Origin of the sequence: Alteromonas sp. CNT1-28 (genome assembly GCF_022348345.1) — a bacterium.
Taxonomy (GTDB): Bacteria; Pseudomonadota; Gammaproteobacteria; order Enterobacterales; family Alteromonadaceae; genus Alteromonas; species Alteromonas macleodii.
The window spans coordinates 114,158-127,561 of sequence record NZ_JAKREZ010000007.1 but is presented as its reverse complement, the minus strand read 5'-3'; the positions used below and the strand labels follow the sequence as shown (position 1 = coordinate 127,561).

The window sequence follows — 13,404 nt, the reverse complement described above, 5'->3', positions numbered from 1 at the left end:
GAGGTGGCGTTAGTTTATTTCCCAATTACGCCACATGCTACGCGGTCACCACCGCCACCTAACTTTTTAGGTGAATCAGAGTAATTGTCGCCACCTGCGTGAATCATTAAGGCGCGGCCTTCAATATCATCTAACTCAAGCTCTGGTGCAAAGATAGGCTGGGTTGCGTGTCCATTTTCATCAACATAAAGCACGGGTAGATCGCCCTCGTGACCCTTCTCAGACCAAGGAGCACGGTGTTTACCGGTATCTTCTGGATCGAAATGGCCGCCCGCTGCACCGCCCAACACTTTTTTTCCATCTTTCATTGCTGGTGAACAATCACCATTTTGATGAACATGAAAGCCATGAATGCCCGGGGTTAACCCTGACAGGTTTGGCGTAAATACTACACCGTCATCATCATAACTGCTCACCACTACTGAGCCCATGCTCATCCCTGTTTCCAGGTTATTCATTATCACTTCTTTTCCATCACTATCATGATGACCTGCGAAACTGCTCGCACTTAACATTAATGTCAGTGAACCTGCTAAGGTAGATAGTAAACGTTTCTTCATCGTGTTCTCCTTCACTCAATTATTAACGAATTTGTTAAAAGCATTGAAGTGAGATGAGCATAAAGTGAACCATTGTGGCGCATAACTCAGGGATACTACGCAAGACTAGGAATACTAGGGCGTTGAAGCGACAACCGAGTTGTGTGTTAGCGCATAGCTACTGGCATTTACGGAAATCATTATATTGGTTACGTGAAAAAGTTACCGACCATTACCTTATCTTTTTGGCTTTTCCTTATTATTTTCACTCTTTTTGAAGGTAGCCTCTTTATATAGTCTTTGGATATGGAGCCTCTCCATAAGTAGGCGGTACTGTCATACAGAAGTTACAGTGTTAAAACTCAGTAACAATATGGCAGTAGCACTTTCTTCCTATTCGACTTACAGTTAGCTCACATTACATAAGCAAGGGCATAGGTATGTATACACTTTATGGATATCCGAAAACTCGCTCGGTTCGCGTGGCATGGGCACTGGAAGAGCTAGGTTTACCTTTTGAATACAGCTTAGTTGACTTAAAACAAGGGCAACACCTTTCAGAAGAATATAAAGCCATCAGTCCTGCCTCTAAAATCCCAGCGCTTGCGACCCCAGAAGGTACCTTGACGGAATCGGCGGCTATCGTCACTTTTTTAGCTGAACGTCACGGCATGCATGAATTCATTCCAGAGCCTGGTAGCTTCGAGCGAGCCAAATATGAAGAAATGATGTTGTTTCTTACCAATGAGTTAGAGCAACCGATTTGGAATTTGGCAAAGCACACCTTTGCATTGCCCAAAGAGCAAAGATTTGAACAAATGCGTGATGTAGCGGTGTGGGAGTTCAAGCGCGTGTTGCCTGTATTTTCTTCTATGCTTGGCGACAAAGAATTTGTGTGTGGCAACATGTTTACTATGGCCGACATTATAGCCGGTCATATTTTAGCGTGGGCAAAAGGTAGTAAATTAGATATTACTTTGAACGGTAAAATAGACAATGTAGCCGCGTACGCGCAACGTGTGTTAGGCCGTGAGGCGTATGAAAGGGCGTGGCGAAAAGAGATGGCTCATTTGCCTGAATAAACAGTGCATCCTGAAAAACCTTAAATGAATAGATACCGTGTGAAGATGTGGCTAATTAAGTAAACGCTGAATTGCATTGTACAGCCGGTAAGCCTGATATCTGGCGTCAGGTACGCATTATTAGGTTTAAATGAGCTTGTCACGCGATATATAGAATCAAAAAAACACAAAACGACAGCGTCTTTTTTTGTTAGACACAAACTGCAAAACAAAGGCGAAATGACAAGGGAATAAAAATGAAAGCATTTAAATCACTACTTGTAAGTAGTGCTGTAACCATGGCACTGGGGCTAAGCTCGGCTGTGGCACATGAACACAATCACGCAAATACGCAGAGTTCATCAAAAAGTGCCTCAGTTGCAAAAGAAGCGTCTGAGCACGAAAAGCTTTTTGCGCTTTTTGCAGCCGCTGACCAGCGTGATATTGAGCTAAACCCGATAATGGCTATATTCCGTGGCGACATGCGTTATGCGGACAGAATGGGCGACTTCTTTACAGACTCTCACGCTTTAGCGGGAAAAACAGCGACATTGCTGAATTTGTCTGAACTTAAACAAATCGACCGCAGTAAGTTAAGCGACACCGACAAGCTTGCCTACGATGTATTTAAATACAACGAAGAGCGCTCGCTAAAAATGTCCACCGACGAGATTGAAGCGTTAACGGAAGTACGCCCTGTTAACCACTTCAGCGGTTTCCATACCTTCTACCCGACTTTTGCGAGCGGAAAGGGCGCAGCGCCATTTAAAACAGTAGAAGATTACGAAAATAACTTATCTCGCCATAAGGATTACATTGCTATTTCTGACCGCGCTATCGGAAAGTTCCGCGAGGGCATGGAAAGCGGTGTTCATGAAACTAAACTTACTATCGATCGCGTGATCAAGCAGTTCGATACTCAGCTGGCTATTCCTATTAAAGAGTCACAATTTTGGGGGCCAATTACCATGTTCCCAGAAAGTTTCTCTGACGAAGAAAAAGCCCGTTTAACCGCTGACTACGAGAAAGCGACGCAAGAGATTTACGATGCAACCACGCGTATGCGCGACTTCCTTCGCGATGAGTATTTGCCTGTTGCCCGTGAAAGCATTGGCCTTAGCGATATGAAAGGTGGTGCAAAGCTTTATCAATTGATGGTGGAAGGTTCAACCACACTGCCAATGACCCCTGATGAACTGCATAATCTTGGTTTAAAAGAAGTTAAGCGTATCAAAAATGACATGCTTGAAATTAAGGACGAAGTGAAGTTTGAAGGGACATTAAACGAATTCTTCGACTATGTGCGCACCGATCCTAAGTTCAAGCCTGAAAGCCGTGAGGCGTTAACGCAGAGCTACTATGATATTGGCCGTGAGGTTGATGAGAAAATTGATCAATACTTCTCACTATTGCCTAAGTCTGAGTTAGAAATTAAGCCGTACGACCCTGCCATCGAGCAATTCAGTGCGGGTGGCTCATATCAGCCAGGCACGCCAGACGGCTCTCGTCCAGGTACTTTCTACTTTAATGCCTACGATTTGCCTAGCCGCCTAACCACGGGCAACGTTACCTTGTATTTACACGAAGGCGCTCCTGGTCACCATTTCCAAGTAAGTTTAGCGCAAGAAAATGAAGCGTTACCTTCGTTCATGCGCTTTAGCTTCCTACCAGCCTTCGGTGAAGGTTGGGCGCTATATTCAGAAACGCTAGGGTATGAAATGGGATTCTTTGACGATCCATGGAATCGTTACGGCACGCTTCAAGATGAACAGCTGCGCGCCATGCGTTTAGTCGTAGATACGGGTATTCACGCGAAAGGTTGGACCCGAGAACAAGCCATCGATTTTATGCTTGATAATTCAGGCATGACCCGCACAGAAGTTGTGGCTGAGGTAGAGCGTTATATTGCTATCCCATCACAAGCGTTATCTTACAAAGTGGGCGCACTTAAAATTCAAGAACTGCGCGCGCGCGCAGAGAAGGCATTAGGTGATGATTTCGACATCCGTGAGTTCCACGCGCAAGTGTTAAACACGGGCGGCATTCCACTTGCTATTCTTGAGCAGAAAATAGATCGCTGGATCGCTAGTCAAAAAAGTTAAGGACTAAAACCCCTTACTTAAACTTTTTAAAGCGCAATCAGCGTTAAGTTAAGAACAGTAAAAAGCCGATATTTGACGTAAAGCCAGTAATATTCAGTATTACTGGCTTTTTTCTTTTTGCGACTAATGGCAGTGATATTGTTCAAAAGCTTTACTAGAGTAGTTAGTGAACAATTTTCAAAAATTATCAGGGAGCATGCAGTGGAGTTAGGGTTATTTTCGCTAAGTTTAACGGTAAAGGACATTAGCAAGTCGAAAGCGTTTTATGAAGCATTGGGCTTTGATGCTATGCCGTCCTGTGGGTCGGTGGAAGACAAATGGCTGATGATGAAAAATGGCACCACCATGATTGGCTTATTCGAAGGAATGTTTGAAGACAATATTATGACCTTTAACCCTAGCGATGTTAGAGCACTTCAGGCGAGCTTAGTTGAACAGGGTATTGCATTGGACGTGCCTGTGAAAAGCGATAGCGGTCCCGGGCATCTAATTGTTAAAGACCCGGATGGCAACGCTATCATGTTCGATCAGTTTTAATATAAAGTTGCTCTTCTAATCGCAATTTGTGGGCTAACTTGTAAAGCGCTTTTTGAAGAATTACTCTTAAATTAAGGGAAAGTCAGAAAGGGAAAGCATGTTGAAAACAAAACTGTTATTTCTAGCTATGGCATTAATGGCTAATGTGGCGTGCCAGAGCACTAAAAGCAGTGATGCCAAGAGCAGGAGTGAGTTAGCACCTTACAATTGGCAGATTAGCGAATTCGCATTAATCGATGTGGAAGAGCCCGGGGCGCTCTTTGCGTTATCTGAGCAGCAAAAGCAGCACTTTCTTTCTTATTATAATTCGCCCGCAAAAGCACACATATCACCTAATTTTCGCCTCGCTTATTATCTGGATAACCTGGTTTCGAACTTCAGTTACGCAGGCGACACGCTAATAGCCCGAGATGTTTTAAACAAACGTTACGGAAACTGCATGTCGCTTGCATTGCTTACTACAGCGCTTGCCAAGCTCGTTAACTTAGATGTGGTTTATCAACAGGTCCATACTCCACCACTGTATCGGCGGTTTGGAAACACGCTCACTACGTCAACACATGTTCGAAGCATTATTTTAGGGCCTGAAACCGAAAAAACAGGCGATAGTATTGTTTTTCGGGGGAGAGCGGTGATTGATTATTTTCCATCAAGCCGTAACGACCGGGGAGTTTATATCTCCGAGGCTGACTTTATCTCAATGTATTACCAAAATATGTCTGCTGACGTGATGAGCGACAACCCTGATTTAGCCTACAGTTATTTGTATCGCGCAATGCAGTTAAACACAGCGAATGCATCAACGCTAAATTCTCTCGCGGTACTCTACCGTTCAAACGGCTACGAAGAAGAAGCTCGGAAACTTTACGAATTTGCTATTGAAAACCATATCCAATCGGTTCATACGCTATCAAACTTTGCAGTGCTACTTAAGAAAATAGGTGACGTAGAAACCTTATCGCGAATTGGGGAAATGTATTTAAAAACAGACGATGACAACCCTTACCGATGGGTAGATTTGGGGAATGCATTTTTAGCGAAAGGTGAGCTTTCGGAGGCAGAAATGTTTTTCAACAAGGCCATCGCTACAGGACCTTATTTAGGCGAGAGTTACTCGGCTATGGCTAAAACTTACTTTTTAAAGGGCGAGGTGATCAAAGCTGAAAGTATGATGGAAAAAGCGCTCTCTCTTTCGCTGCCTTCGCATAACAGAGCGCTTTACACCGCAAAGCTACAGGCTATTCAAAATAGCCAATAACGAACGGGGTTCTTGGTGTTGGCTGCGCGCTTAAATTCGCGCTGCCAGTTCAGCGCCCTGACGAATAGCGCGTTTAGCATCAAGTTCAGCCGCTACGTCAGCACCGCCGATAATGTGCACAGTAAATCCTGCCTCTTCTAGAGGTTGTTGCAGAGGCTTAAACGGCTCCTGACCAGCACATACAATGACGTTATCGACCGGCAATACTTTGGGGGTGTCGTTAATCTGCACGTGTAGACCTTCATCGTCCACTTTCTCGTAGCCCACGCCGTTTATCATTTGAACATTGTGGTGTTTCAACGATTGCCTATGGATCCAGCCCGTAGTTTTGCCCAGCCCTTTACCTACTTTAGACGTTTTACGTTGTAGCAGATACACCTCCCGCTCAGAAGGCTCTATGGCTTTTTCTTTCAGTGCGCCAGGAGCAGAATAATCTTTATCTATACCCCAGTGCGCTAGCCACTTTTCTTTATCTTTGGCTAGATTTTCGTGTTCTACCAGGAATTCCGCTACATCAAAACCAATGCCGCCAGCGCCAACAATAGCCACTTTCTTGCCTACTGGCTTGTGGTCGCGCAATACGTCTAAATAACTCATCACTTTAGGGTGGTCGTGCCCTTCAATTGTAAGCGTACGAGGATTAATACCGGTGGCTAGCACCACTTCATCAAACCCCTTGTTTGAAAGGCTCTCTACGTTTACTTGGGTGTTAAGGTGAACCGTAACGCCCAGGCGAGCTAACTGATTGTCAAAGTAGCGTAGGGTTTCGTAAAACTCTTCTTTACCCGGCACTTGCTTGGCGTAATTAAATTGACCGCCAATTTCACTGGCTTTATCAAATAGATGTACCTCGTGACCGCGCTCTGCGGCATACATGGAAAACGCCAAACCCGCAGGCCCTGCACCTACTACCGCTAGTTTTTTCTTATTGTGAGTAGGGGGAAAGGTAAGTTCGGTCTCGTAGCACGCTTGCGGGTTTACCAAGCAACTTGCACGCTTTTGTTCGAATGCATGGTCTAGGCAAGCCTGGTTACAGGCAATACAAGTGTTGATTAGCTTAGACTCATTGCGCATAGCCTTCGCTACAAAGTGAGCGTCAGCCAAGAAAGGTCGCGCCATCGATACCATATCAGCATGGCCTTGTGCGAGTACCGATTCTGCAACTTCAGGCGTATTGATACGGTTAGTGGTAATAAGAGGGATAGACACCTCTTTTTTCATGCGTTCGGTTATCCAAGTAAACGCCGCGCGAGGTACGGATGTGGAGATAGTGGGTACCCTTGCTTCGTGCCATCCTATGCCGGTATTAATTAGCGTAGCGCCTGCTTTTTCGATTTCTTTGGCTAAATATACAACCTCGTCCCACTTAGCGCCGCCTTCGACTAAGTCCAGCATAGACAGGCGATAAATAATAATGAAGTTAGTGCCCACTTTCTCGCGTACACCTTTTACTATTTCTATTGCCAGACGAGCACGATTTTCTAGGCTGCCACCCCATTCATCATTTCTATGATTGGTGCGCTCACAGAAAAACTGATTTATGAGGTAGCCTTCAGAACCCATAATTTCCACGCCGTCATAGCCTGCTTGCTGGGCAAGGGCTGCACATTTTACGTAGTCTTTAATTGTGCTTCTTACGCCACGTGAGGACAGTTCGCGAGGCTTAAAAGGGGTAATAGGCGACTTCATAGGTGAAGCCGAAACAGCAAGTGGGTGATAACCGTAACGGCCTGAATGCAAAATTTGCATGCAAATTTTGCCGTCTTCCTTATGCACAGCGTCGGTAATAACACGGTGCTTTTTCGCGTGGCGAGAGCGGGTCATTCTGCCAGCAAAGGGCGCTACCCAACCTGAAATGTTCGGGCTAATACCACCTGTTACGATTAGCCCCGCACCACCTTTTGCTCGCTCAGCGTAAAACGCAGCAAGTTTGTCAAATCCGCCTTTCTCTTCTTCCAAACCTAAATGCATTGAACCCATTAGGCTACGGTTGCGAAGTTGAGTAAAACCCAAATCCAACGGAGCTAATAAGTTAGGGAAGTAAGGTGAGAGTTGTTCTGAATTGTGGGCAGACTGCGGAGTAGCTGTCTGAGACGAGGGCGTATTCATAATTGTTCTCTTTTTATTTGCTATGAAGGCAGTTAGTGCATGTCGCTCTTTGCTGCGGCGCAGTGCTCATCTGTCTTTCATGATTTAAGTGCTAATGATTACACATAATCCGATCACACTAACTTGCCCGACCAGTTGCTTTGATTATTTACCACCACATTCAATTGGTAAAGTGCAGTTACCCTATTTTTAACATAATAAAAAAGCGAGATACCGGGCTAACGGATATCTCGCTTCGTTAATCACTGCTTTTCATCACAAGCATGAATGCGTTGCAGGTGAGCGCTTACTTACGATATTGGCATTATTAAAGCAGTGCTCGCCTTATAAATTACTCGTCAACGTACATTTTTTGCTGAAACTTCAGCGTTTGTTTGCTGCTACCTTTTTGAACGTCAATCTCAAACCTAAAGGTTTCCTGATCGCGAAATGGCAGCACGGCAAGGTAATAGATAGCATCACCTTCTTCCACCTTTTTGAAAGTCAGCTTACGCGAGTTACCTAACAGATTCTTAGCCGTACCTGTGACATCTGCCCGTTGCGCTTCACCGGAAACTTTGTCTAACACCGAAATGTTAACCAAGGCATTAAACTTACTTCTCACAATGCCGTAGCTAGCCGCCACTTCAGGTGTGAGAAATGGCGTACTCACCACCATATAGTGAACATCCCATTCACCAAGCGTTTGCTTCTGCTCGGCAAATGCGGAAACGCTTAAGCATGACATAGCCATCACAAGAAGTGCGACGTAAGCTTTTTTGATTTGATTTATTCTACCCATGATAGAAACTACCTCTGCCTTCATCTTATTTTCAATTCTTACCCATTACAGCTTGTTTTGCTCTATGAACCAAACTGCAAGACCAATGCTTTCCCTAACAGTGTCTTGAACTGACATTAGTTACATAGGGAAAGTGTCTTGGATCAGAAGCTGTAAAAACTGTAATGCGATGATGGCAATAAGCACTGATAAGTCCAAACCGCCCAATGGTGGAATGACTTTGCGTATTGGCGCTAAAAACGGCTCGGTTAGCTGATACAGAACATAATCAACCGGAGACTGACCTTGTGACACCCAGCTCAAAATAGCGCGTAGTAGCAACACCCAGAACATTAACGACAGGGTTTCTTTTATCACACCAATTACTGACAAAATCGCAATGCCGACTGGGTTTAGACTACCGCCAAACATTAACCCTAGGGTTATTAGCTTAAGCGCGCATACCGCTACCGCTAACACAAAAGTAGCGGTGTCGAACCTGCCGATTGACGGAATAATACGGCGCAACGGCCCCACGATAGGGTGGGTTGCTTTTACTACAAATTGACTGAGTGGGTTATAAAAATCTGCCTGAACCATTTGTAACCAAAGGCGCAGAATAACCACCATCAAATAAAGGCTAAATAAGGTATCAACCAAAAATACCGTTGCGTTCATGTTGTGTTTTTCCTAAAACGTTATAGCTGTTTTGCCATTTCTTCAGCACGTGCTACGGCGGCGCGCATCGACTTGCTGACAATATCTTTTAAACCTTCATTAATGAAAGTGTTAACGGCTTCTGCGGTAGTGCCGCCCTTAGACGTAACTTGGGCACGAAGCTCGCTTAATTCAAGGTCTGGGTTGTTACAAACCATTTCGGCTGCGCCTAACATCGCTTGTTGGACCATTAAGCGAGATTGCGCTTTGTCAAAGCCCATGTTCATGGCTTCTTCCTGCATATTTTGTAAGAACAAGAAGAAATAAGCTGGGCTGCTGCCCGCTGCGGCGATAACACCGTTAATACCCTCTTCTTTATCTACCCAAACGGTTTCGCCAACGCTGTTCATTACATCGTCAACGTATTGCCTGTCTGACTCAGAAACCGTGTCGTCGGCATACATCCCAGACATGCCTTTGCCTAACAAGCTCGGGGTGTTTGGCATAATACGAACAATAGGGTATTCAGCACCTAGCATTTCTTGCAATCTGGCTACCGGCAGCCCAGCTGCAATGCTCATAAACAACTTGCCCGAAAGGTCATTGTTTTTCTGAAGCTCGCCGCACATATCGCCCATTATTTGTGGTTTTACCGCAAGGACTATGGCATCAGCGAATTGGCAGGCTTCATCATTAGATTGTGTGGTGTGAATACCAAACTCGGCCTTCAGGCCGTCTAACTTTGGTGTGGAAGGGTTTGCCGCAAGGATGTTTTCTTTCGCGTACCCAGATTTGATAAGACCACTGATGATGCTGCGGCTCATGTTACCCGCGCCAATAAATGCTAATTTTTTCTGTTGCATGTAAATCCTATTTGTTGGTTGCGTTTAAGTCTGTGTAGCGAGGCGAAGCGCTATACGTTGGGTTAGCGCGCTAGTTTCGCTTACCGAAAATAGCGGTACCGATGCGCACCATAGTCGACCCGTGTTGAATCGCTTCTGTCATATCACTACTCATTCCTACGGATAGGGTATCAAAATTGCTCAATGATGTATGGTAGTGGTCGAATAATTCTTTTAGCTTAGACAGTGTGGCGCGCTGTTGTTCTTCACTAGGATCAGCTTTGGGAATGGCCATTAGTCCACGCAAGGTCAGGTGCTTTTGAGAGTTAATAAACTCCACTAGCGCATCTAATTCACTTAGGGCTACCCCTGACTTACTCTCTTCATCATCAATATTAACCTGAATGCACACGTTTAACGGCGGCATAGAGTCAGGTCGCTGTTCGTTTAAGCGACGAGCAATTTTTTCTCTATCTACAGACTGAACCCAATCAAAGTGTTCGGCGACTACTTTGGTTTTATTCGATTGGATTGGACCAATCATGTGCCACTCTATATCACTTAAGTGAGAAAGTTCCTGAACCTTTTCAACACCTTCCTGCACGTAATTTTCGCCGAACATACGTTGTCCGGCTTCATACGCTTCCATGATATCTGATACGGGTTTTGTTTTGCTAACCGCTAGCAATTTAACGGAATTTGGTGGACGATGTGCACTGGTAGCGGCTTGGTCTATTCCTTTTCGTGCGGAATCTAGTCTTTCTGCTATTGTTTGCATTATTCACCTTGTTTTGGAGAAGTGGTTGTGGATATTACCGAACTTTTGGCTTTCAGTGTTAAGAATAACGCCTCAGATTTACACTTATCAGCGGGCCTACCACCAATAATTCGTGTAGATGGCGAAATGCGTAAACTGAACGTGCCAGCCCTCGATCACAAGCAAGTACATGGTCTCGTTTATGAGATTATGAATGACATGCAGCGCAAAGAATACGAAGAAAACCTGGAAACCGATTTTTCTTTCGAAGTTAATGGCTTGTCGCGCTTTCGTGTTAACGCGTTTGTGCAAAACCGAGGCGCCGCGGCAGTATTACGTACTATCCCCAGTAAAGTGTTAACCTTAGACGACCTTGGCGCGCCTGAAATTTTCAAGGAAATTATAAATCAGCCTACCGGCATTGTACTTGTGACAGGTGCCACCGGCTCGGGTAAAAGTACCACGCTTGCGGCCATGGTCGACCATATCAACACCCACAAGCGTGAACATATTCTCACCATTGAAGACCCTATCGAATTCGTGCACGACAACAAGCTTAGCTTGGTAAACCAGCGGGAAGTACACCGCGATACGCACTCGTTTAATAACGCACTGCGCTCGGCGCTTCGTGAAGACCCAGACGTAATTCTAGTCGGTGAGCTACGTGACTTAGAAACCATACGCCTTGCCATTTCAGCTGCCGAAACCGGCCATTTAGTATTTGGCACTCTTCACACCAACTCTGCACCAAAAACCATTGACCGTATTATCGATGTTTTCCCGGCAGAAGAAAAAGCCATGGTGCGTTCTATGTTGTCGGAATCATTGCGTGCGGTTATTTCACAGACACTGCTTAAGAAAGTCGGCGGGGGCCGAGTTGCGGCTCATGAAATCATGGTGGGGATCCCCGCTATTCGTAACCTTATTCGAGAAGATAAAGTGCCGCAAATGTACTCGGTTATTCAAACGGGTCAGGCTCACGGTATGCAAACCATGGATCAGTGTCTTCAGCGCTTAGTGGCTATGGGTGTGATTACCAAACAAGACGCCGCAGCAAAGTCAGTTGATAAACAGTCGATGAACAGTTTCTAGAGGCCAATATGTTAGATTCACTACTAGAAAAAATGGTCGATACCAACGCATCGGATTTATTCGTAACGGCGGGGTTTCCGGTAAGTGCCAAAATTAACGGCAAACTTACGCCAGTGACGGAAAGCGCGACCTCGGAAGAGGCATCGCTGGCGCTGGTTCACGAAGCGATGACTGAAAAGCAGCAGAATGAGTTTCACACGACCAAAGAATGTAATTTTGCCATAGTACGAGAGGGCATTGGTCGTTTCCGCTGCTCTGCATTTTGGCAGCGTGACCAAGCGGGTATGGTGATTCGCCGCATCGTTACTCAAATTCCGAAAGCTGATGATTTGGGTCTGCCGCGAGTATTAAAAGAAATTATTATGGCTAAACGCGGTCTTGTTCTATTTGTAGGTGGAACAGGCACGGGTAAGTCCACGTCATTGGCTGCGCTTATTGGGCATAGAAATGAAAATTCGCACGGGCATATACTGACTATTGAAGACCCCATTGAATTTGTGCACGAGCATAAGAACTGCGTTATTACCCAGCGCGAGGTGGGCATAGATACCCAGTCTTTCGACGACGCACTTAAAAGTTCGCTACGTCAGGCGCCTGATGTCATTCTTATTGGTGAAATTCGTTCAATGGAAACCATGGAATATGCCATGTCGTTTGCTGATACAGGGCATTTGTGTGTGGCTACGCTGCACGCTAACAACGCAAACCAAGCTATTGAACGTATTATGCATTTAGCGCCGAAAGATCAGCACGATAAGTTGCGCTTTGACTTAAGCTTAAACATCCGCGCCATTGTTGCGCAGCAACTAGTACCAACGCCAGACGGCAAGGGTAGGGTTGCGGCAATAGAAATATTGCTAAACTCGCCGCTAGTGCGCGACCTAATACAGCGCAATGAAATAGGCGCGTTAAAAGAAGCAATGAAAAAAGGCAAAGAGCAGGGCATGCAGAGCTTTGATATGGCGCTGTATGATTTGTACAAAGCGGGTAAGATTGATATGGACCAAGCGCTGCACCACGCCGACTCGCCTAATGACCTGCGCTTAATGATCAAGCTTGATACCAGCGACGGTTCTAGCTTAGGTACACTGTCAAATGTATCTATTGATATGGATGACTAATTGCTTTCGCTTTATGCTGAAATCCCTTTAGGGGGAGCTGCATTTGAAACGCTTACTGAAATAAAGCAGTAGAGAGACACGTTTTTCTCGCATGATGAGCAGCCCACGGGCTGCTTTTGTGTTTAACAAGAGGGTAGCCATTGAAAAAACTCTTCACTTCACAAGACGCTTTTGAACTTCAAGCGGTTCGCAGCGAGCTTGATGCTTTATCTATTCCTTATATGGTAAAAAATGAGTTTGCCAGTGGCGCAATCGGAGAGCTGCCTTGGCAAGATTCTCAGCAGGAAGTGTGGCTTGTTGACGACAGCTGGTATGCAAGAGCGTCGAAAGTTATTGAGCTCTTCATTCAGAAATCAAACGATAAGGCATTATCTAGTGAAGACTGGATTTGTGGTGAGTGCAGTGAACAAAACGGCGCTGCTTTTGATGTCTGCTGGCAGTGTGGGGCAGAAAAGTAATAACAGCAAGAGCTAGGGCCTGTTGACCTTTGTTGTACATTTTTGCAGCGGTCTGTGTGCCATCTAGACAAGGCGAATGTTTGACGGTTTAGTGGTTCTAAATCGAGAACA

General features: G+C 45.3%; 13 protein-coding genes. 7 read left to right on the top strand and 6 right to left on the bottom strand.

Features of this window, described 5'->3' with window-relative positions:
* Positions 1-14: 14 nt before the first annotated feature.
* Positions 15-560, bottom strand: coding sequence for a superoxide dismutase [Cu-Zn] SodC (sodC, locus tag MHN02_RS06840; protein ID WP_239245212.1), 546 nt, complete (start codon positions 558-560; stop codon positions 15-17).
* A 419-nt stretch (positions 561-979) separates the two neighbouring features.
* On the opposite strand from sodC, the gene MHN02_RS06835 reads away from it, so the two are divergent.
* The 4 genes from MHN02_RS06835 (at position 980) to MHN02_RS06820 (ending at position 5,497) form a co-directional block, all read left to right on the top strand.
* Entirely contained in the window at positions 980-1,621 is a 642-nt protein-coding gene (locus MHN02_RS06835) for a glutathione S-transferase family protein (RefSeq protein WP_239245210.1), read from the top strand.
* A gap of 236 nt (positions 1,622-1,857) precedes the next feature.
* Complete coding sequence (locus MHN02_RS06830; RefSeq protein ID WP_239245208.1) at positions 1,858-3,702, top strand: DUF885 domain-containing protein; 1,845 nt, start codon at positions 1,858-1,860, stop codon at positions 3,700-3,702.
* A 201-nt stretch (positions 3,703-3,903) separates the two neighbouring features.
* Positions 3,904-4,239, top strand: coding sequence for a VOC family protein (locus MHN02_RS06825; RefSeq protein WP_239245205.1), 336 nt, complete (start codon positions 3,904-3,906; stop codon positions 4,237-4,239).
* Between the two features lie 97 nt (positions 4,240-4,336).
* Entirely contained in the window at positions 4,337-5,497 is a 1,161-nt protein-coding gene (locus MHN02_RS06820) for a tetratricopeptide repeat protein (RefSeq protein ID WP_239245202.1), read from the top strand.
* A 30-nt stretch (positions 5,498-5,527) separates the two neighbouring features.
* Here MHN02_RS06820 and MHN02_RS06815 read toward each other — a convergent pair whose 3' ends face one another.
* From MHN02_RS06815 to MHN02_RS06795, 5 genes are all read right to left on the bottom strand, one after another.
* The gene (locus MHN02_RS06815; protein WP_239245200.1) at positions 5,528-7,606 is read right to left on the bottom strand and encodes an NADPH-dependent 2,4-dienoyl-CoA reductase; all 2,079 of its coding nucleotides are present in this window, start codon (positions 7,604-7,606) and stop codon (positions 5,528-5,530) included.
* 331 nt (positions 7,607-7,937) lie between these two features.
* Positions 7,938-8,411 (bottom strand): DUF4426 domain-containing protein, encoded by a 474-nt coding sequence (locus MHN02_RS06810; RefSeq protein WP_039227913.1) that lies wholly within the window; start codon positions 8,409-8,411, stop codon positions 7,938-7,940.
* Positions 8,412-8,507: 96 nt separating this feature from the next.
* The gene (locus MHN02_RS06805) at positions 8,508-9,044 is read right to left on the bottom strand and encodes a YggT family protein (RefSeq protein WP_014950467.1); all 537 of its coding nucleotides are present in this window, start codon (positions 9,042-9,044) and stop codon (positions 8,508-8,510) included.
* Positions 9,045-9,064: 20 nt separating this feature from the next.
* On the bottom strand, positions 9,065-9,886 hold the full coding sequence (proC, locus tag MHN02_RS06800) for a pyrroline-5-carboxylate reductase (RefSeq protein WP_061486421.1): 822 nt from the start codon (positions 9,884-9,886) through the stop codon (positions 9,065-9,067).
* A gap of 70 nt (positions 9,887-9,956) precedes the next feature.
* On the bottom strand, positions 9,957-10,643 hold the full coding sequence (locus tag MHN02_RS06795; RefSeq protein WP_039227916.1) for a YggS family pyridoxal phosphate-dependent enzyme: 687 nt from the start codon (positions 10,641-10,643) through the stop codon (positions 9,957-9,959).
* 27 nt (positions 10,644-10,670) lie between these two features.
* Here MHN02_RS06795 and MHN02_RS06790 point away from each other — a divergent pair, with 27 nt between their 5' ends.
* The 3 genes from MHN02_RS06790 (at position 10,671) to MHN02_RS06780 (ending at position 13,293) form a co-directional block, all read left to right on the top strand.
* Positions 10,671-11,714, top strand: a complete 1,044-nt coding sequence (locus MHN02_RS06790) for a type IV pilus twitching motility protein PilT (protein WP_014950464.1) — start codon at positions 10,671-10,673, stop codon at positions 11,712-11,714.
* Between the two features lie 8 nt (positions 11,715-11,722).
* Positions 11,723-12,835 carry a PilT/PilU family type 4a pilus ATPase gene (locus MHN02_RS06785; protein WP_168476812.1) on the top strand — a complete coding sequence of 371 codons (1,113 nt, stop codon included), beginning with the start codon at positions 11,723-11,725 and terminating at the stop codon, positions 12,833-12,835.
* Positions 12,836-12,975: 140 nt separating this feature from the next.
* A complete protein-coding gene (locus tag MHN02_RS06780; protein WP_049586039.1) occupies positions 12,976-13,293 on the top strand; it encodes a DUF2007 domain-containing protein in 318 nt (105 codons plus the stop codon).
* Positions 13,294-13,404: the final 111 nt, after the last annotated feature.